The organism is Rhizobium sp. NFACC06-2 (assembly GCF_900101425.1).
GTDB classification, from domain to species: domain Bacteria; phylum Pseudomonadota; class Alphaproteobacteria; order Rhizobiales; family Rhizobiaceae; genus Agrobacterium; species Agrobacterium leguminum.
In genome coordinates this window covers 146,233-165,965 of the sequence record NZ_FMVA01000011.1, presented here as the reverse complement: position 1 = coordinate 165,965, position 19,733 = coordinate 146,233, and the positions used below count along the sequence as shown (strand labels likewise).

The window sequence follows — 19,733 nt, the reverse complement described above, 5'->3', positions numbered from 1 at the left end:
CGTGTCGGTCAGGCGTTGCTCGATGGTGCCACTAAAACAGATGGCGTCATCTGCTGTGCCTGATTACCAAACTTATGCAAACGGCGTTTGCAGCTGAATCGATGTTATGACGCCTTCTCGGCAGGAAACGCTTTTGTTTACCCGAGAGCCAGCGTCCCCACTCTTCCGGAGAGAGCTGTCTCGCCCCACTGGTGTTGCCGAGCCTCGTTTATGGCCTGGCGGCGCTGATCGTCGCCAATTTCGTTGGCTTGCAGCCTTCGCTCTGGCTGACGGTCGTCGGCCACGTGGTGGTCTTCGGGCCTTTGATGTACCGCGCCGCTTCGGTCGTCGTGCAGGGTATCAATCCCTCGCTGGCGGAAGCTTCGACGGTGATGGGAGCCACGTGGTTCACCACGCTCAGGCGGCTGACACCTTCATGGCGTAGATCATGGAAGCGCAACCCCTTTATGCCCGCACGCACCAGCAACCTTCGCCATGCCTGTTCCAGCGTCCCAGCACGCATTGGAAATATACTAGATTGATCTATATCCGGATGTTCCTTCCAAGCTATCAATGTATCAAATGCCCGCTGTGACAGAGGAACGTCACGACCAGAACCGTTCTTGGTAAGAGCGAGCGAAAGCACCTGACGATTGTGAGAGAAGTCACTCCATTTCAATCCGAGAAGCTCACCACGGCGCATCCCGGTCTCGACGGCAACGACCAACAGCGTGCGTAGAAAAGGTATTTTTCCGGCGTCGCAAGCATCAAGCAGTCGTTGCTCCTCATCGGGTGCAAGACGACGGCTCCGCTCGTTGCGTATCACCGGACGACGAACCATCTTTACCACGTTCTTTGCGAGCGGCAGACCCCAATCGCGCATGGCGACCTCGAGGACGTGGCTGAGGATGGCAAGCTCTCTGACGGTGGTAGATGGAGCTACGGATTGCAGGCGTTCATCCCTGAACGACGCAATGTCCTGTTGGCTCAGTCCGATCATCGTCCTGTATGCGAGTTCGTGGCGACGGAGCACATCGATCCGCTGTATCTCTTGGACGGACCCGCGCTTCAAAGGAGAGACTTCACGCTGGTATCGTTCGAGAAGCTGCCCAAGCGTCGTGCTTTCGAGAATTTTCGTATCCGGCGCAGCACCGAACCTGTCAACCTGTGCTTCGAGATCGCGCGCCCACTTTTCGGCTTCGAGCTTAGTGTCGAAGCTCTTACATCGCGGCTTCATGCCGCGCCGTCGCACCTGAGCTTGCCAGCGCCCTCTGAGTTTTCTGATAGTGGCCATCGTGATCTCCAATCAATGTTGAAGGTCACGCGTAGGATGCCCCCTGAAAGGTGCCAAGGTTCATAATGAGTGAGGGACGTGATTTGGAGAAGAGGCGATGAGATAAATTATGGGGAAGATTTATATTTTAGGAATATTGAAGACGTCTTCTGGTTGAGGTAAATCGCAAGGATGGTAGATATGCGGTAGCTATTGTTGGTAGAACTCGTTCGTTGAATCGCGTTTGGCTACTGCATCTCATAACTCATAAAATAATGGGGAATTATGCTTTCAAGAAATATGTCTAACTGGACTAACATCGAAGAAACTCGTGGGCTTCTATTTTTTATCCAGAGAATAGAAGAGCTTACTTTTCCATATTCGTTGGATAGTTATAAATCGCCTACTATGTCGATACAGGGTCTACTTCGATAATCTCTGTCAATTATTAAAGAATCCAAATCTTTAGACGATCAGCACGTTGATAAATCTATGAATTCGCTCGTGCATATCGTCGAAGAAATCAGATTTCGGCTTAAGGGCAATTTTATAGCAAAGTCTATATCATCCTTGGATCTGGAGAATCTGATATCACCGAGGTTCGAGAACGAGAAGATAGATGACTTGGCTCGCCGTTTTGAAATCGCCTATGCTGAGTTGAACAACCAAGAGTATTTTCACGAGCTCGTGGCAGCAGTTATCGCTATCGCGGCCGACGCTAAGCAAAAAACGAAGTTAGATTTTCTCGCGAGAGAGTTCGTATCGTTTTTACAGTGGAGAGGAGTATCAAGAGACCACATACAAAAAACGTTGGTTGATTTCTTTTGGGATGGTGGAGAGATATCAGAAATCGCGCAATTTAAAGAGTTTTGTAAGGAGGTATATCCTCACCACCACACTTTCAAAGTGATTTTCGGAATTAATAAAGTAATAGCAGCATTGGATGAGAGAACTCTCCGAAGATCATCGGTTTTTGTTATTGATGAAGAAGACCTCACCGAGGACGAAGATTTTTCTACGGAATTTGTTGACGAAATCAATAAATTTAAATTGAAGAGTGGACTGCCTTATCTTTGTATGATCTTGGTAACGGCAACGGATTATAATTCTGCTGTCGTGAGCGCAAAGTCTTCGCTGGAATCTGTTTATAATTTTTTCCGTGTATTCAGCCATAAAGACGAGCTTCAGCTCTCTCACGTTGCGTTAGTAGAGCAAAGTTGCTGTGAAGGCGAATTCAAGACTATTGCAGCCGTCAGCAATACAATGCATTACATACGTGACATGCGTAAGGGTGAGGCTACGAGCGTAATGGCTCGATACTCTGAGAAAATATCATTAGACGGCGGCCCTGATTTACATAAATTTCAAAATGTAATCAACATTCACGGGATGAGCTTAAGCGTATCCAGTTATGATATACAGCTTGTAAACATGTGGACATGCCTAGAAACGATAACTCCATCGGATAGTTCAGGGTCAAAAATCAGCAACGTTGTCAACAAAGTTGTTCCAATTCTTATGTTAGGATACCTCAATAGGATAACGACGAATATTTTATTTGATATAATTAGGTGGAACAGGCGTGAATTCACTAATATTATAAAGAAAATGCCAGATCATAGTTTAGATGTAGACTTGAAGTCAAAATTCGTAAAGCTACTTGTTAGCGATCTGAACGAAAATACGCGAAGTGAACTCTTCGATAAATGCGGTGACTTCGAGCTTCTTAAAAATAGAATTTCATCTGTCGCAAAAATACTTTCGGACAAGAATTTTGCGTTAGAAAAAATTAAGTCACACGAGAAGCTTGTTCAATGGCAGATTTACAGAATTTACAGATCTCGCAACAGTATTGTTCACTCGGGCGAAAGTCCGGAATACACTCGTTATCTCGTAGAGAATGCTCACGATTTCTTCGATCAAGCACTTTTGTTCTGCTTAGAGCTTTCGGCTTGGAAGCCCGGTTTTCGGACATTTCTTTCGTGCTTCGATTATGCAGACGCGCAATACCGAGCCTACCTCAAGTCGCTCAAACATGATGACTGTCCAAAAATCGTTTGGCAGCTTCCGAGGTATCGTGACAACTCGATTGTGTTCGGCGACGAGTAAGGAAGTTTGCATTAAGGCCGCGCTGTCGCTCCAGATGCTGTGGCGGCGACCTGCCTTAGATTTTGCTGTGATTTTGACCAAGTGCCTAGGATGCGGCCCCAATCCTCAAACTTCAATGAATGTCATCGATCAAAAAACGGGTAAAATTGAATCGCTGAACAGGAAAACCTTAAGGCTCAGCGCTTGATTATGGCGGAGAGGGTGGCCGCCAAATTAGAAGACTAAGACGCACAACGTCATTTGATAAACTATTTAAAATCAATATCATGTATTTTTCAATCATCCACTCACATGCATTGTAAGCCAGTAAAATCCAGCATATTATGTGGGGTATTTTGTGGGGCTTCAAGAGAACTATGGTTAAACCGGCGGGGAAACATCCCGAAAAGGCGCTATCTGCGCTGAAGATAAAGCAGCTAACCACCCCGGGTCGATATACTGATGGCAACGGCTTATACCTGATTGTCGATCCATCCGGTGCAAAACGTTGGATGCTGCGAGTTACCATACAAGGTAAGCGAACCGACATGGGGCTGGGAAGTCTATTATTGGTGAGCTTGGCGGAAGCGCGAGAAAAAGCTCAAGAATACAGGAAATCAGCTCGACAAGGCGACGACCCTCTCGCCGCTAAGCGTCAAGCGAAAAGAGTTTACCCAACTTTCGAGAAGGCGGCCCAAACCGTGCATACCGAGCACAAATTAGCATGGAAAAATGATAAACATATTCAACAGTGGATCAACACGCTGACAGAATACGCCTTTCCAATCATCGGCGACATGCGGATAGATAAAATCGACACGCCGGACATCCTGCGGGTACTGTCTCCGATTTGGCTAAGTAAGCCAGAAACCGCACGACGTGTCCGCCAACGCATTTCAAACGTATTTGATTGGGCGAAGGTTTCGGGCTTCCGAGACGGCGACAACCCTGTGGAGGGTGTAACGAGGGGGCTGCCAAAGCAATCAAAATTAGTCAAACATCATGAAGCGCTTCCATTTGCAGAAATCCCTGATTTCATTGTCAAGTTAAAGGCCTCTAACAGTAACTTGATAACAAAGCTGGCATTCGAGTTACTCATCCTGACAGCGACACGTACAAGTGAAACCATTCTCGCGAAACCTAGTGAGTTCGACCTCAAAAAAAAGGTATGGGTTGTCCCTGCCGAGCGGATGAAAACAAAGCGCGAGCATCGGATTCCCCTTGTTGATCGAGCGGTCAAAATAGTGGAAGAAGCACAGGAACTTTCATCGGATACCGACTACCTGTTTCCTGGACAAAAGCGCGGCAAGCCGCTGTCAAACATGGTGTTCCTCAAAATACTAAGCATTATGGAGCTTAATGTTACGGCTCACGGGTTTCGGTCATCTTTCAGAGATTGGGCTGCAGAATCCACTAATCACCCACGCGAGGTGGTTGAGATGGCCCTAGCTCATGCGATTGCAAACAAAGTTGAGGCAGCCTACCGTCGTGGCGATCTATTTGAAAAGCGACGGGAGTTGATGGCCGAATGGGAAAAGCATCTGTTTTCAAAATACCCGACATTGCCAAACGGTTAACCGAAAAGCTTACGGACATGGCCTGTGAGGCGAATTTTGTTGAGCGCCCTGCGGACGAGCCGCTTTTTGCTGAATCATATTTATTAGACGACTTTGACGCTTTTAGAGCTGTTCAGCTCCTAGCCGACGACCGTCCCTCCTTCTACGGACACAAGGAAGCGGTCTATACAGCGTTCTGCGGCTGGATAATCGATTCGACGTCAGATGGGCTAATATACGATTTGGTTTCTGACACCGTTTGGCGGCTTCTTGAGGAAGCGGAAGATTTGGCCAGTGAACTTCCTTTCGGGACTATGATTGAGCAGGATATTTTCGCCCGCTATTTTATTGCAGGTCCACAATTTATTGAGCATCTCTATAATGGTATTGGTGGGATAGCAGGCACAAATGCCGCTAGTCGAGACGAAGTTTACGATGCCGTTAATTCTGACTATCGGGCTACAGTAAGTGTCCTCCAGTTCATGCGCTATTGCCACTATTGGGCTTCAACTCCCAACCTGAACATCAAACCAAGCGTTAGGCGTGGAATAAATGCAGTTAAGCAAGAGGTCGATACTGACAACTTTTGGGCATCCGAAAGTTCAATCTATGACGTTTGGTCGGTTATGAAGCACACGATAGCGCTGAATTATGCGGCGAGCACAATCGTTGTCGCCGACGGCGTTTTATCTGACCAATGGCATGATGGAAGTTTTGATTATCGAGAACAACGTGATTTCATTCCGCTTCTCTTAGGTCGCGCTCGCTATGTCTGTGACCATGTTTTGCTAAAAATGCACGAGCCAACACTGTATAAAATCAACGCGGAGCCATTAAGAGAAATAAATCCTCTTGAATTCGATGTATTCCCATTTGCACCAGAGGAGTTGGCGGCGGCAACGGATCGAGACGTCAATAAGAAGCGGCTAATCCAAAAGGCAAGGGCCACCCGTGCAAGATTGAACCGCGACGTGCGTTAAAGTTTTGTGCAGAAGGCGGCGCTACTCCGTCTCAGCAATGAAGCAACTACTCGTCCCCCACCACGGTTTCTCCACATCTCGATATTCAGGTGGAGAGAGAAAGATTAATCTTTTCAGGCGGTTAATCCTCTCCAAATTTCCGCGGAGATCTTCAGAAACTCTCGGAGAAATTCCCCCAGAAAAGCCCACGGTCTATTTTCCTTTCATCCAATACGGATGAAACAAAAAGGAAAATACATATGGAAATAAAAGCACATCACAAGCTTCTTCGAGTGGATCAAATTGCAAAACCAGATGGCATATTAGGGGTCAGCAAATCCACCTTTTGGATGATGGTTCGCGACGGCCGAATCTCGCCCGGAATCAAAATCGGCCCCCGTATGCGTGCATGGCGCGCCTCCGAAATCATCGCGTTCATCGACCGCCTAGAACAGGAAGGCGGTGCAGCATGACTCCTGGTTTCCTTGATGATGATGAAAGCTTTCCGGAACGGGCATATCGAGAAGAAAGGTCGGAAGAAGCCCAAATTGTCGTTTCCGGAATGATCGAGTTTTGCGGTGAGTTGCAAAAGCTGGACAACGTACTCGAGCGCAAATCTCCCAAGCAAGTTCGCCGAATGTGCTCAAATCTCATTCATCATACCTATCAGTGCCCGCGCCCCCTATACGGGTGGTCTTGCGGCGATGACGAGGAAGAGATGGAGATGTTACTGGCGCAAATTTGCAGTTTTCTCGAAGCAATCATCAACGGAAGAGGCGATTTAAGAACAGAAGTCCGACACCAGCACAAATGCCGCCTCCGCTATTTGGTTTCCGAATTCAAAGAGTTAATCAAAAGAGCTGAGGACGGCTACGATTACCTGGAGGGCCAATGATATGGCAGCTGCTGCTCACTTAACGCGGTCGAAAATCGCCGCCAAAAAATCGGATTGTCCGAAAAAAACTGAAAATGACGACACAGCTGTCGCCAGAATCTTGGCACTCCATGACGCGCATCAAGAACGCCGTCGAGAGCATCGCAAGGGCATAAGATCCGATATCGTTGCTGCAGTCGAGATCGGCTTGGAGATGCAAGACGATAGAGAAGAATGGGCTTACTTTTGCAAATATTCCTGGGAGTCTGGGGGACCGGAAGAAGACCAAATCGATCAAGCCGTGCGCTTTGCCATAAAGTTCATGGTGGGTCCCGGCAAGGGTGCACAAAAGAAGGCAAGCTTCTACTACAACGCCGTTGCCCTTCTGGTGCAGGAGGAAGGCCTCAGAGGTGAAGATCTCGAGGATCGCCTCGAAAAGGAAGGTCTTAAAAAACTCGCTGCAGAATACGCCAAGCATAAGAAGGAAAAAAGGAGAAAAAGAAAGAGCATAATGACGACAAGAACGACAGTAACGAGAGCCGTCGATCTGAGGAAGACGATACCGAAAATGCACCGAAAAAGACCCGCGCGGCTAACGCGGGTCCTGATAAGAAAAGTGAAAAAACGCATGATCTCGATCAGCCTGATCGCCGGGCCAGCGATCCCGCTTTTGACTGGCCCGGGACTATGAGGTTCAAGAACTCGAAAAAATCTCTTACGCGTTATAAGGTTGGTGAGAAGGTCAAGATCACCGCGACCATCGAAAGCATCAGCGCGTCCTTCAAGTTGCTGGTGCACAAGGTGAAACCCATTGTGCCACCGGCGGACAAGGGCTGATCGACCTCATCGTCTTTATATTACTGAAGCTCGCTCTTCGACCTCGGAAGGATAATCACATCTTCCGGGGTCGTTCTTTTTCTGTCCACCGACTTCAGGGTGTATGCTGCGGCCCGCGCCAAGGTCTTTTCGATGGGCATCACATGAATGCGGGAAAGTGGCGCAGTCTTTCCGGTCAGGAAGGTTGTGGGTGCGTTCGCGATAACGTCAGTCAGACGACGGCCCTCACGTCCGTTGGGCGGTATCATCGCGAGAATATGCATATGCATCCCGTCGTTGATCAGGCTGTCAGCAGCAGTCCAGCCGGACAGCTTCCGCACTGGCCAATCGTAACTGGCGAGCCAGAATGGCATCTCTACTATCGGGGTGTTGTGAGGACGCCTCACGAAGCGGGTCAACAGGAGGGCATATAGGTTCTCCGTAATCCGACGCATCTGCTGCCTTTTGGCGTTCTCGTTGCCGGCCAAAGGGTTGAACATCAACGTGACCATGTAAGTTTCCCACCCCCCTGCTGTTCGTTCTTCCACCATCTGGGTGTAGGCATCGAGTATCTGTTGGGTATCAGTATGGGTATGGCTATGCATGAGCATATCTCCCTTGGTTAGGTTGTTTGTGTGTGGGTGTGTGTCTGTCTGTAGGGTAATTTGGGTACAGCTGGGCCATATGCTTTGCCCTTGCGAACGCAGCATCTGTGTCTCCAGATAGAGCAAGCGAAGTCCCGCGTGGCGCTTCCACGCAGGGCGTTGCGGCCTGCAAATGTAATTGGCTTTATGCCGACCGTTATTTACGGCGGCGTCTCTAGGGAAATTTTGCAGCTGGCGGCGGACTTGCAGGCGCGGACAAGCGCTGACCTGCGGTTTCTCCGGAAAAAGCAGAAACGGAGATTTAAATAAAATTTACGCTAAATCTTATCGGTTTGAACCGATCCCGGCATGCTACGTTTCACGCAAGTCGAAACGGGAGCCGGCTACGATGATCTGGAACTTGGAGAAGCTCGAACAGGAACGTCTCGACCTCATTGAGGTCATCGACAATCTCAAAAGGTGGGAACGTTTCTCGATAGATGATCGGCACATCATCTCATTGCAGATCACAGCCCATATGATGAGGCTGAGCGAATTGGATGAGGACTTGGCACACCTGCGCGATGAAGAATGGCGCGTTACGGCATGTCTCACCGCCAGTTAAGCCTTGTCATGAATGAAGCGGTAGCATCCGGCACCAGTCGCGCGCAGCCAGGAAGGCATCCTGCGCGCATTTTGGCATCACCCTTTTTCAGGGTTTGCTTCAAGGAAGCGGTTGACATCTTCCAGTAGCCCGCTGACCCCCGGCATTGCGATGCGATAATAGACGACAAGGCCGTGTCGTCTTGTTTCCACGACGCCCGCCTCGCGCATTTTTGCAAGATGCTGCGAAAGCGCCGATTGCGACAGATCGATCTGGTGCGCCAACTGCGTCACGCTCCGCTCGCCTTTGAGCAATGTCAGCACGACCTCCAGTCTTTTTGCGTTTGACAGGACGCTGAGCACCTGACTGCAACGCTGGAAATAGAGGGAGCTATCCTGTTCAGACAATCGACGCATCTTCGTTCTCCCACGCAGATTTCCATGGGTTTCGTCATAACATTTGCGTGGGTTTCCGTCTTTTCGAAAGTGCAGAATCGTCCCTGTAGGTCGATCCGGCACGGACTGCCAACGCGGGTTGTCTAGTTCCTGGCTCATTCAAAATCTCTCTGAGATTATCGATTTCAATATGAATTTTAAAAAATTTGGAACGCTTGATTGCCTGACCGGATGCCGCCTTCTTTACCCCATCCAGTTCCGGGCAATCTCTATTGTTGCAGATATTCACCTCCCCGCTTGCGGCATTGAGGAGCTTTAAACAAAAGTGCGTCGGCCACAATCACCCAGCGATTGCACTCCACGACCGCTTGCGATTCAATTGCCACAAAACGATAAAAGCCATCGTGCTGAGAGCTCCAAGAACCGCAAAGACCGCATGCGCTCCGGTCCCCGCCATCAGCGCAGCCAAGACCGGCGGTGCCAGTGCGTTGATCAGGTTCATCGGCAAGGCAATAGTAGCCATTGCGGCGGCATAGTCGGATTTCTCAAAGAAGACGAGCGGCATTGTCGCTCGGGCAACAGCGAAAGCCCCGCTCCCCACGCCGTAGATCACGAGAAAGCCAGCCACAGACAGGATGCCTTGACCGCCAATCCACATTACCGCAAGACCGATGGGTATCATTGCGCCGGACACGATCCCGGTGGACAGCCCGTCCCATCGATTTCCGCCGAGCAGGTCAATCACGCGCCCGCCGACCTTGAAGACCCCCAAAAGCGAGGCAACCGCGATGGCTCTGGCAAGGTCCATTCCGGTCGCCTGCAAGAGTTGGATGCCTACTGCTTCAATGCCAAACGTCACGAAGCTGTTCAAAGCGATGGCGGTCACAAGAAGGGCGAAGACAGGACCCTTGCGAGCAGTTCTTTTGTTGATGGCCTCCGGAGCCCCAGTTCCAGTTGCCGGCAGGCCGAGTAAAACCAGCGGGCAGACAACAAAAGCCATGATACCGGCATAGATAAGAACTGTTGCACGCCAGCCAACCACACCATCGAGAAGAGCGGTGATGGGCCAGAAGACGCTACCGGCCAGACCGGTTACCAGCATCAATGTGCCGATAAGGCTCCGCGCCCGATCCTCTGCGTAATCCGCAATATAGGCGTAGGCTGATGTCGTCAGGAACATCGAGCCTGCCAGTCCTATTAACACCCAAGCTGCCCAGAACACCAAAAGGCCGGTAGACAGAGCAAGCAGGCAAAGCCCAACCGCGATCACCCCGGCTCCCGCAGCCATGACGGAACGCGGTCCAAACCTGCGGAACGCACGGCCTATCCAAGGGGCAGCGAGCCCCATTGCGACAAACATCACAGAGGTTCCGATGAAGACCGTCGGCAGTAAGGTCTGGAATTCTGCCGCTACCGTCGCCGCGATCACGGGCAAAACGCTCACCACGCCCCAGCCGGTGATCTGGGTCAGCGCAAGGAGGAATAACACAAAGAGGTGGCGTTGCATTGTTCACTCGTAGAGCCGAAGTGTGACGCTCAGATAACAACCACGGCACCATCAAATCTTTGGCCGTAGACGCTCAGACTTGGGGGAGATCGCTTCGAATTGGCGCGAAATACCGGTTCAGCTCACAAGAGCGTCTCGGTCAAGGCGCGTCGACGGTAGGCGAGTTCGCTAAAACGGAAGTTTGGATGTCGACTGGATCGATCTTTTTCCGCTTTGCCCAATCACTCAGGTTTGGCGGCCGATAGTCGACGTTGTCCCGCCATCGTTCGAAAACTGAAACGTCAATTGTTTCATTGACTCTAGTGTGGGTGCCCGTCGGCCCTACAAACGGTTCAGGTGCAACAGGGCGATAACTTCTCTTGCTCACGCAGGAATAGGCGCCTTTTAGGAACTCCTTATAGGAATCCGAAACCGGGCCCAAATGCTCGTCACCCTCCAGCTCAAGTTCATTGCGAAAAGCCAGTCCAAGATTAGACGCTTTTTGCATCATCCACCTCAGCGGGATCTGGGCAAGCGTATCGTTAAAACAACCGCCGCCGACGTTCGCATGAGCGCCGACGAACCAGCGCTGTTCAACACTCTCTATCGACCTCATTTGCGCCGGGGCGCTTCCAGCCTTGCTTCTAATTGTCCAGGGCGTGGGTGCGAACTTCGCTCGATGTTCGTCAATCGCAAGCGCATGAAACCCGTGCCTGACCGGTATGCGAAGGCCTGTATGATGAAACTTCAGTGTAGAACTGCTGACTCCGGCGAGGCTAAAAGCGGGAACGCCGAGCGCCCCCACGGTGTCCCAAACGCCGACCATTTCGATTGCCACCGGGCGGGAGTATTTCAGCATCCACCGCTCTTCAAGCGTGATGCTCTTGGGTTCAAACGTGGGAAGTTTATAGATCGTGCGGTCATCATCATTACGATACCGCTCATATAGCTGATCTACCCCCAATGCTCCTCCGGGTTTCAGAAGACCGCATATTGAAATGAAGCCCGCGAGGCTCCGGGCGGTGTGGGCTCCACGGCTAAAACCGAAGATGAAGATTTGGTCGCCATCTTCATAATTCTCGACAAGCCAGTTGTAAGCCTCTTGGACATTTTCGGTGAGGCCTTTGCCCCAACCGCCTCCGATGAAGCCATTTACCCCAGAATCATAGTAGCGAAGCTGTTGTAGGCCCTTGGCATCCTTGTCTGCGCAAAGAGAGCGGAGGCGCCAAACATTCGTGTTTGTACCGACTGCGTTCCACGTTCCGTCCAAAAAGATCGCGAGCTTCTTTTTCGGTGACAACGGCGGTGTGTTCAACAATTCCACAGTTCCTCTCCTACGACAGCTTTTTATACGCGACGCTCCTGAGTCGGACAAACCTACCGGATGAAAATCAACCTTGATGATGCGGCTGAGCGAACTTGACGAGGGTTTGGCGTCTACGCAGTCAGAGAAGGTCCCTCCGTGGCATGTCCGGCAGGTATCCGGCTTAATGGGCTTCGAACGCTTGACCGCGTGGACCGCCATACGCTTCGTGAAACTTCTCTAACTCTTTGAGAAAAGAGTTTGCATAAAACCCTGAACGGACCGGGAACGCTCGACCATCAAATAAAAAACTCAGCACAGGTGACCGTTCGGGCTTTCGTTTCGGTCGCCATGTAACGACTGGAAAGAAACCCCTAATATATATTGTGTTAATTGACTCTACATCTTGCCACGCGACAAAAGCAGGCTTCCTTAAGACGCGTCGAACCGTGAACCCTTCTGGCGTGAGGGTGACCTTGGAGCGCCTGAATATGCTAGAAAGATAAATCGTCGAGAACCAAGCAAACATCAAAGACAGCAGACCGAAGAAGACACCAGAAATATGACCCAACGACGAAATAGAGAATAGGACCCATGTCATAGGAAGTAAAATTGCCGCTCCAAAAATCGAAAAACACCGGCTTGAATAATAAGTTTTCGTGTCCAATTTGCGCACTCAAAAACGGTTTGTTTTTTGTTTCGGATCATATGCCCAAACGTCAAACATTGATATTCTGAATTCTCTCTATTTCATTGGCGATCCTCAAACGAACGCGCTCCGGGACCTTTTCAGTCTGCGACATAACCAACGCACGGTCGAAGTAATCCTCTGCTTCATTTGAACCATACCGTTTATGCGCGTCTGCCAGCGTCAAACTGAGCGTGATACGAAGATAGTCCGTTTCGAGACAGCCATCGGTGTTGTTTTGCAAAGTCGCCTCTGTGGCCGTCAGTCGCGAAATCACAATGGACAGAGCTTTTTTATTGGATGGCATCCGGGCGAAAATGCAACTCGCCAACCCGGCTTGAGCTTGGACGTTTCCGATAAGCCGTGCCGAACAATCCTCGTAGAATTCTGTTGCGGTATCGTGGTCCAATCCGATCAACGCCGTCAGTTTGAAAATACAAAAATCAATTTCACCCGAGACGGATGGCAGCTCCCGCTCCATAATTTCGATGATTTCAAGCGCCTCGTTAAAGGCTCCGAAGGCAAGTCTGTCAAACACATCCCGGCCCAATTGGAGCTTGCGGACATCACTAATGGCTACCCGTGATGCCCGCCTTTCCCGCGCGGCATCAACATTCCAGCTTCCGTCGAAGATGGATGGAAGATCCACTTTTAGATCGTTCGGGTCTCCCATCCAGATAATCGAGTTCGAGCTGTCGATCACAAAACCCGCGGGCAGGCTACCTTGTCCACTCGCCTCCAGCCACATCCTCGTGACTGATCCGCGGAATAACGCGGAATTCAGCGGGCCGGGTTGTTCAATGGCAAGCATCGCTTTTGACGGCCCTTGCTCGATAGCCAAAGCGCAAGCGTTCGTATCCCGTACCATCACCGCAACGCCGTGACACGGCACGTTATGTCCAGCACCGATCTCAGCGAGTTCCTGAACGATTGGCAGGCACCCGCCGCAGTCGAGATTCCACAAAATCACGAAGCTTAATCGATCAAATTTTGGGGGTACGGCTGTAGGCCCGCTCACTCTTAGCGGCGGAGCCTGATCCTTCGGCAGAAGACGGGTAGTTTGCACGGGTCGCTCCTGCAATTAAGAACTCAAAATAAGCAAACGTTTCCATATGGCCCACCACTGGGAACACAAAAGCAATCGACGGTCATGCCACAATTAATAGACCAGTGGCAGGGTTGACCTTGCGGGCACAATGCCATCGCTCTCGGCATGTCTTCGTCTTCCTGTTGAACATCAACATCGGAAGAATCATCTGAACGCGCCGCTACATTGTGAATCAGTGATTCCGAAGCGACCAAAATACCGGGTCCCTTCAAAGGTGACGCAATCATTTGCTTTCTCGGTGCTGCCATCTGATTTCCCGGCACGTGGGGCAATTGTTTCAGGTTGTTGACGCTATAGGAAATCACGCCGCCATCATTTTGCGTATCGATGAGCCACATTTTCTTGCCCAACTCGGTGGTCAAATTCAGGTCACGATAGTCATCAGTCAGGCCGTATTTTACCCTCAGCGCTGATATTTCGCCTGAGAAACCAATGGGGCCGCCGATCTGGGTATAAGTAAGGATGTTGTTGCTTACGCTTAGGGTAATCCCCTCATCGAGACGGATCTCTCGTTTTCCGTCAATTTTAAAACGATACGTCCGGATGGTCCCGTCGAAGTCGAGTGTTCGTTGAACCGTGTACTCGCGGTGACCGGTCGAGTTCGGTTTGGAATATGAGAGCATGAGCCATGTCGTTCCCGGAAGTCCCTTTTCCCATTTTTTCCCTATCGTTCCGCAGGAGGCGTATTCTGAGCGCGTTCCATCTAGCACCGCTAGTCGCACCGTTGTCATATTATCCTGTGGGACTGATTTGATGAGAAATTGGTCATTCACATCGAGGAAAGCGTATTCTTTTTGCTCGTCCAATGTCGAAAGGAACTCATTCTTCTGCCATTGGGTGGGCTTGTCAGCGGTCAAGGAATTTGGGGAACTAGTCGTCTGCGCTGCTGACGGGGTAGCCAAAGCCATCGAGGTGGCTAAGGCAAAAGCGATGTGGGTGAGCGACATAAACTTTACGCGAGCCATAGTATTCCTCCGTGTTGAGAGATCACAAACTCAGGCAAGACACTTAGAAATGGTATTTTGCGCGCAAAAGGGAGAAAATCACAGTTTTTGCAATTTGTGAATGCATATATTCGGGCCGCTCACCTGAGCGGTCCTAAATACATGAGTCAAAAGGGAAGTTTTTTGACTGGGCTTTTTTTGCGGCGTCCGTCAGACGTCGCTTGGATGAATCCCACACCGCATTGCTTGCGAGTGATCAAACAAAGGACACGAAAGAACCTTCGCTATTCCTCCACCAAGAATGCCATCTTAAGCTGTTATTTTCCCTAAATTTGACAATCCTTGATTGCAATGATATACCATAACGCGCCGGCGCTGCTGCTGCTGGTGTGAGGGGCCGTTCGGCCCCTCTTCTTGTTTTGGAGAGCTACAGCCATGAACGTTTCACCCACTACACCTACAACCACCGCCTTACCCGCCACCCCTGCCGTCACCCTGCCCTGCCCCGTCATTATCCTCGGCCGCGACGACAACGGCAGGCCCCACGCTTCATTCTTCCCTGCCACCGATACCCGCGCCGCAGAGAAAGCCGCCGAACTGATGGGAATGGTGGCGCTCAAGGTGGAAGATGACGAGCTCAGGGCGTTTCTCGGTCGGTTGCCACAGGGCAAGCTGTTCGACAGCGGCAAAGCCTTCGTGCCATTCGTGAAGCAGGAGCTCTATCAGGCCATTGCTGCCCACTTATCCGATGAGCAGCGCGAACGGCTGGAGCAACCGCGTGTGGTGCCGGACAAACCCGCCCCGGAAACCAGCTACCCTATTCCGCCCAAGAATATGCCCGAAAGCTGGGACCAGCTGACCGTGGGTAGCCTCGTGTTGGCGACTGAAGGTCCGCTGGAGGGGTGGTACGAAGCCACCGTCATCAAGATCGAAGGCGACACAGGACTTCGCCTCAAGTGGCGCGATTATCTCGACATGCCACCTTTCACCCGCCGCGTCGATCAGGTCGCGCTCATTCACCCCGCTTACGTCGAGAAGTGATCGTCATGGGGTGCGCTTTGAAACAGAACATCAGCGAGGATGCGGCCTCTCGGGCCGCAGCCATCCGCGATAAAAACGACGCCTTTCGAAAAAGCTTCTCCGGCGGACGAGTGCTGTTGACGCCGGGGGTCACGAACCTCAGGGCCGATCATCAGCGAGCGGTGGTATTGGCGGTGCAGGCGTTCGATTATTTCTCGCCAGACAACGACCCCTACCGCGAGCATGATTTTGGCGCAGTCACGCTCGAAGACGCCGTATTCTTTTGGAAGATCGACTATTACGACCTCGACCTGCAATTCGGATCATCCGATCCGGCAGATGACGACGTGACCTGCCGGGTGCTCACCGTCATGCGGGCGGATGAGTATTGAGCCATGTGCGCAATCCTTACATTAGCAAGCACCGTTTTCGGCTCGGATGCTGGCGATCAGCGTCCCGGCTTGCGACCCGCCTTCAACGGCTCGGGCGGCGTGGCCTCAGCAGGAATTTCAAAGAACAACGAAATATCGATAGTGAGAGCGTCGGCAAGCCGCGCGAGCAAATCGACCGAAGCATTAAATTCGCCTCTCTCGATACCGCTGATGGTGGTTCGGTCCACCCCAGCATCAACAGCAAGATTCTCTTGCGTTACGCGCTTAGCGGTCCTGACCTTCCTGAGATTCCATCCAATGCGTTCACGATGTTCCATCCCGGCATGGCGACCATCTTGCCGAGCATTAATCCATCGAATATATACCACATATTTCCTATTAACGGCTTACGGTTGCCTACGCGGCGACAACTTGGGGGTACTATGAAAATCGCAGTTGGAATTATCGGGCTCTTCCTCGGCCTATTGGTGCTGTTGCAATCCTGCGCGGTCACGGCAGGCAGCGGGCTGCTGAACGATCAGGCAACAGGGAGCGCCGGCGCGGTCGGCATGCTGACAGGCGTGCTGCTGGTGATCGGTGGCGCGTTCTCCTTCGGTCTACCGCTGGTCGGTGCCATCATCTTCTTCGTGTCAGCGCTGATGGCCTTCATCGCGTCGTCGCAAGGTACCTTCGGCGACATGTCGGTTTGGGGCGTCATCGCTCTCCTGCTCGCTGTCATGGGTTTTTTCACGTGGCGTTCGGCCAAGCGGAAGAAAAACCTGCCTGTGGCGTGAAGGCGCAACGCTCGGACGACAATCAGGATACACGGGGATATTCATGAGCGCCTACCTTGACGCCATGCGTCGCTACGCCACCTTTTCGGGCCGATCCACACGAGAGGAATTTTGGTACTACCACCTCGTATCGCTGGGTTTAGCCATCAGCGGATTGATCATCGACGTGGCTATTGCTGGGCCACGTGAGCCCCAGCCCCTCGTTTCGGCACTGATTGTCGTGGGCCATTATGTCCCGTCGCTCGCTGTCATCGTCAGGCGCCTACACGACCTTGGGAAGAGCGGCTGGCTTGTGCTGACCTGCCTTATCCCGCTGGTTGGGATCGTTGCATTCATCGTGATCGGCAGCACCCCGTCAAAGCATCGGGCAACGGACGTTCCAGAGAGCCGCGACCACCGCCCCACCCCGCCTTTGCCCCTTTCAGGTTCGGATCAACAGATTGATCGCATCGAAAAACTCGCGGCACTGCGCTCTTCAGGCGCGATCACCGCTGAAGAATTTGAAACGATGAAGGCGGGCATCATCGGCACCGGCCAGTTTTCTGGAAAACGTCGAACCACCGCCTATCCCACGGAAAAATCATCATGACCAAGAAAGCCGAAATACTTCTCGCCGTGCTTAGCCTCGGCGCTGCTGTCGCGGGTTCAATCTCAACACCTGCCATCGCCGGAGAACACTCCTACCACAAGGGCAATAGCTGGCAGGTCGTATTGAAGACACCAGATCCTTTTGGCGACAAAGCATTTTGTGGTTTCCGCAGCACGGCGTGGTCAGGGAAGTCGGTCGTGATCGAATACACGCTCATCGGCATCGACAAAATTGTTCCGAGGCTGCGCGTTACCAAGCAAAACTGGAACCTTCCGGCTGGCCAGACGACCAATGTCAGCATCGGAACCGAATGGGCGGGTAACATTCAGTTCGTTTCGAAGGTGGTCAACGGCGATGAGCTCTATGGCGAAATTCCCGAGACCGTTGCGGAAGACGGTGGTGGCTTCAAGGTTACCACTATCCTGGGCACAGCGATCTCGACAAACAAGCCGGCCCCGCTCGCGATCACCTTTCAAGGGAATGAACCGCCGTGGTTTGTGCCGGTGATGACCTATACGGAAGCGATAGCGCTCGGAACTGGCTTCGACACCTGCATATCCACCTTAACGGGGCTTGGCCCGTCACTTTTCAAGGCCCCTCAGGCTTCGTCTACGTCGCCATTTGCGCAACCATCAGGTGATGGTGCCGGAACAGCCGCACAAGCGCCTGCAAACCACAGCGTGATGCTTCAAAACCCAACATCGAAGTCAGTCGCAGCCATCACCGCCTCAACATCACCGTGGACCTTTGAACAACGCGAGGAGGATTGGGGCGATACGTGTTTTGTGGAAGCGAAGCAGGGCGACGTAACGGTCGGCTTTATGGGCGCGCCGGGCAAGGATTTCGTTGCATTTGTGGAGAATGGAAACTTTGACGGTATCGTTCGCGCGTCTTGGCAGGTCGATGATAAGACAGTTCAAGTGTCCAACGGCCATCCAGAAGACTATTTCGGCTGGCACGGCTTCTACGAAATCTCACCGCAAATCCTCGATGAGGGCAAGAAAGGCAAAAAACTAGAAATCGCTGACCTTGATGGCAAGACGATTGCCATCAGCCTTGCCGATGCCGCAACGCCTTTCTCCCAGTTTCAGTCATGTTTCAACAAAGCTGCTCCGAAGACAGAAAAGGTGAGCAACTACCCCTCTGCGAAGCAAACGCCACCAAATCGGAAAGGCTGCCTGCTTCAAGTGGCTGGCAAAAACGTTATCGACGGTGCTTGTTACTGGGGAAACTATGGCGGCGTGGACGGCAGCTTCGTAATGGAGGCAAACGGCTACTTTGCACTTATTGGCATTGACCCAACTGGCGCTAACGGCGCGTGGAACGAGACGCCGGGAAGTACCCATGCGCATTCTGATCTCGGAGAAATGACGCGTGATGGCAAATGCTGGAAGAATAGAAATGTGCGGGTTTGTGCTGGCAATAAATGAGTTAACGTTGGACTTCGGCGGAAACCTAATCGACTTGCGCCAAAGCTGGACTTGAGGCTCATCGTGGCGACGACCACTCTACGACCGGTTGCAGACTGTCCGATCAGGAGGTAGGTCAGCGGATAGCTGCCTTGAGAGGCTTGGTTTCCACAGAGGCCATTAATCAAGGCTTGAAGCGGTTAGAGTTGGAGGAGAGTATAAGGAAATGCGCTCTCCCTCGTCCTTGACATCATCAACCTGCGGCAAACTAACGAGCTCAGCCTGAAGATAATCTTCCAATCCCTCTGCTAATCCCCGAAATGCTCTGAGGCGCTGCAATCGATCTTCAAGGTCTTTTCGCAGTGCGCTGTTCACGTTGCCCTTATCGTCCAAATCCTCGGTCGTGGATATGAAACGGATGAAAATTTCGGAGACACCGGAATTAGCTTGAGCAGCTTCGGCAAGCTTTACCCACTGTTTTGATTTATCCGTTGCCAAATCGGCTGCCTGAGACAGGCAGTGCCTTATCAGGAGTTTTGCTGAATAGTCGATCCCCCGAGCCAGATTGAGCCACTTTTCCACTTCAGCGCTCTGAATATCATTCTCCGATGGTTGCGCGGACGGGTAATACCTTGGGTGTTCAGTCGCAACGTCGAGACTTTCTAGGACCCGCAAGATCGGTTCCAACTCTTGGTGCGGCCGCATTCCTCTAGGAAATTCCGCTCGGTGACTCCATAGTCCAAGAATAGCCGTAAAGCACCTATCCTGTACTGCCGCCTTCTCGCAACCAGTGGCTCTCTCTGCTTCAACGATCAGTTCAGCAACATAGTGGGCCATCCACCTGCTAAGTGTATCGGCAGAACCGTCGACATTCATTGCCTCCACCAGCTTTC

22 protein-coding genes are annotated in these 19,733 nt (G+C 51.6%); 13 read left to right on the top strand and 9 right to left on the bottom strand.

Going from position 1 to position 19,733, the window contains the following annotated elements; all coding sequences use genetic code 11:
• Nucleotides 1-208: 208 nt before the first annotated feature.
• Nucleotides 209-1,273 carry a tyrosine-type recombinase/integrase gene (locus F3H58_RS18900; RefSeq protein WP_286169784.1) on the bottom strand — a complete coding sequence of 355 codons (1,065 nt, stop codon included), beginning with the start codon at nt 1,271-1,273 and terminating at the stop codon, nt 209-211.
• Between the two features lie 603 nt (nt 1,274-1,876).
• Here F3H58_RS18900 and F3H58_RS18895 point away from each other — a divergent pair.
• From F3H58_RS18895 to F3H58_RS27285, 7 genes are all read left to right on the top strand, one after another.
• Nucleotides 1,877-3,361, top strand: a complete 1,485-nt coding sequence (locus F3H58_RS18895; RefSeq protein WP_149743288.1) for a hypothetical protein — start codon at nt 1,877-1,879, stop codon at nt 3,359-3,361.
• A 356-nt stretch (nt 3,362-3,717) separates the two neighbouring features.
• Nucleotides 3,718-4,917: a tyrosine-type recombinase/integrase gene (locus F3H58_RS18890; RefSeq protein WP_149743287.1), complete on the top strand. Its 1,200-nt coding sequence runs from the start codon at nt 3,718-3,720 to the stop codon at nt 4,915-4,917.
• Nucleotides 4,869-5,876: a hypothetical protein gene (locus tag F3H58_RS18885; RefSeq protein ID WP_149743286.1), complete on the top strand. Its 1,008-nt coding sequence runs from the start codon at nt 4,869-4,871 to the stop codon at nt 5,874-5,876. The genes F3H58_RS18890 and F3H58_RS18885 overlap by 49 nt, the downstream gene beginning before the upstream one ends.
• Nucleotides 5,877-6,115: 239 nt before the next feature.
• Nucleotides 6,116-6,328: a helix-turn-helix transcriptional regulator gene (locus F3H58_RS18880; RefSeq protein WP_149743285.1), complete on the top strand. Its 213-nt coding sequence runs from the start codon at nt 6,116-6,118 to the stop codon at nt 6,326-6,328.
• Nucleotides 6,325-6,750: a hypothetical protein gene (locus F3H58_RS18875; protein ID WP_149743284.1), complete on the top strand. Its 426-nt coding sequence runs from the start codon at nt 6,325-6,327 to the stop codon at nt 6,748-6,750. The genes F3H58_RS18880 and F3H58_RS18875 overlap by 4 nt, the downstream gene beginning before the upstream one ends.
• A 1-nt stretch (nt 6,751) precedes the next feature.
• Nucleotides 6,752-7,420, top strand: a complete 669-nt coding sequence (locus tag F3H58_RS18870; protein WP_149743283.1) for a hypothetical protein — start codon at nt 6,752-6,754, stop codon at nt 7,418-7,420.
• The gene (locus tag F3H58_RS27285) at nt 7,417-7,566 is read left to right on the top strand and encodes a hypothetical protein (RefSeq protein WP_188128984.1); all 150 of its coding nucleotides are present in this window, start codon (nt 7,417-7,419) and stop codon (nt 7,564-7,566) included. Before F3H58_RS18870 ends, F3H58_RS27285 begins: the two co-directional genes overlap by 4 nt.
• Before the next feature lie 20 nt (nt 7,567-7,586).
• Here F3H58_RS27285 and F3H58_RS18865 read toward each other — a convergent pair whose 3' ends face one another.
• The gene (locus F3H58_RS18865; RefSeq protein WP_149743282.1) at nt 7,587-8,150 is read right to left on the bottom strand and encodes a hypothetical protein; all 564 of its coding nucleotides are present in this window, start codon (nt 8,148-8,150) and stop codon (nt 7,587-7,589) included.
• Nucleotides 8,151-8,538: 388 nt separating this feature from the next.
• Here F3H58_RS18865 and F3H58_RS18860 point away from each other — a divergent pair, with 388 nt between their 5' ends.
• Nucleotides 8,539-8,754: a hypothetical protein gene (locus F3H58_RS18860; RefSeq protein ID WP_149743281.1), complete on the top strand. Its 216-nt coding sequence runs from the start codon at nt 8,539-8,541 to the stop codon at nt 8,752-8,754.
• Between the two features lie 77 nt (nt 8,755-8,831).
• On the opposite strand, the gene F3H58_RS18855 is transcribed toward F3H58_RS18860, so the two are convergent.
• The 5 genes from F3H58_RS18855 to F3H58_RS18835 all read right to left on the bottom strand — a co-directional run bounded on the left by F3H58_RS18855 (nt 8,832) and on the right by F3H58_RS18835 (nt 14,678).
• Nucleotides 8,832-9,287, bottom strand: coding sequence for an ArsR/SmtB family transcription factor (locus F3H58_RS18855; RefSeq protein ID WP_286169782.1), 456 nt, complete (start codon nt 9,285-9,287; stop codon nt 8,832-8,834).
• Between the two features lie 181 nt (nt 9,288-9,468).
• Nucleotides 9,469-10,635, bottom strand: coding sequence for an MFS transporter (locus F3H58_RS18850; RefSeq protein ID WP_149743280.1), 1,167 nt, complete (start codon nt 10,633-10,635; stop codon nt 9,469-9,471).
• Between the two features lie 139 nt (nt 10,636-10,774).
• Entirely contained in the window at nt 10,775-11,938 is a 1,164-nt protein-coding gene (locus tag F3H58_RS18845) for a T6SS phospholipase effector Tle1-like catalytic domain-containing protein (RefSeq protein WP_286169781.1), read from the bottom strand.
• Between the two features lie 698 nt (nt 11,939-12,636).
• The gene (locus F3H58_RS18840) at nt 12,637-13,671 is read right to left on the bottom strand and encodes a hypothetical protein (protein WP_149743279.1); all 1,035 of its coding nucleotides are present in this window, start codon (nt 13,669-13,671) and stop codon (nt 12,637-12,639) included.
• 23 nt (nt 13,672-13,694) lie between these two features.
• Nucleotides 13,695-14,678: a hypothetical protein gene (locus tag F3H58_RS18835; protein WP_149743278.1), complete on the bottom strand. Its 984-nt coding sequence runs from the start codon at nt 14,676-14,678 to the stop codon at nt 13,695-13,697.
• A 414-nt stretch (nt 14,679-15,092) separates the two neighbouring features.
• Between F3H58_RS18835 and F3H58_RS18830 the strand changes: the two genes are divergently transcribed.
• Together F3H58_RS18830 and F3H58_RS18825 are read left to right on the top strand one after the other, a co-directional pair.
• Entirely contained in the window at nt 15,093-15,698 is a 606-nt protein-coding gene (locus F3H58_RS18830) for a hypothetical protein (RefSeq protein ID WP_149743277.1), read from the top strand.
• Nucleotides 15,699-15,703: 5 nt separating this feature from the next.
• On the top strand, nt 15,704-16,069 hold the full coding sequence (locus tag F3H58_RS18825; protein WP_149743334.1) for a DUF3768 domain-containing protein: 366 nt from the start codon (nt 15,704-15,706) through the stop codon (nt 16,067-16,069).
• A 56-nt stretch (nt 16,070-16,125) separates the two neighbouring features.
• Here the strand turns inward: F3H58_RS18825 and F3H58_RS18820 are convergent, their stop codons facing one another.
• Nucleotides 16,126-16,386 (bottom strand): helix-turn-helix domain-containing protein, encoded by a 261-nt coding sequence (locus tag F3H58_RS18820; RefSeq protein ID WP_149743333.1) that lies wholly within the window; start codon nt 16,384-16,386, stop codon nt 16,126-16,128.
• A 105-nt stretch (nt 16,387-16,491) separates the two neighbouring features.
• Between F3H58_RS18820 and F3H58_RS18815 the strand changes: the two genes are divergently transcribed.
• Genes F3H58_RS18815 through F3H58_RS18805 form a run of 3 tightly spaced genes read left to right on the top strand, consistent with a single transcriptional unit; the run spans nt 16,492 to nt 18,861 of the window.
• Complete coding sequence (locus F3H58_RS18815) at nt 16,492-16,842, top strand: hypothetical protein (RefSeq protein WP_149743276.1); 351 nt, start codon at nt 16,492-16,494, stop codon at nt 16,840-16,842.
• Between the two features lie 43 nt (nt 16,843-16,885).
• Nucleotides 16,886-17,431 carry a DUF805 domain-containing protein gene (locus tag F3H58_RS18810; protein ID WP_149743275.1) on the top strand — a complete coding sequence of 182 codons (546 nt, stop codon included), beginning with the start codon at nt 16,886-16,888 and terminating at the stop codon, nt 17,429-17,431.
• The gene (locus tag F3H58_RS18805; RefSeq protein WP_149743274.1) at nt 17,428-18,861 is read left to right on the top strand and encodes a hypothetical protein; all 1,434 of its coding nucleotides are present in this window, start codon (nt 17,428-17,430) and stop codon (nt 18,859-18,861) included. Before F3H58_RS18810 ends, F3H58_RS18805 begins: the two co-directional genes overlap by 4 nt.
• A gap of 159 nt (nt 18,862-19,020) precedes the next feature.
• Here the strand turns inward: F3H58_RS18805 and avs3b are convergent, their stop codons facing one another.
• Entirely contained in the window at nt 19,021-19,728 is a 708-nt protein-coding gene (gene avs3b, locus F3H58_RS18800; protein WP_286169796.1) for an AVAST type 3 anti-phage protein Avs3b, read from the bottom strand.
• Nucleotides 19,729-19,733 lie beyond the last annotated feature (5 nt).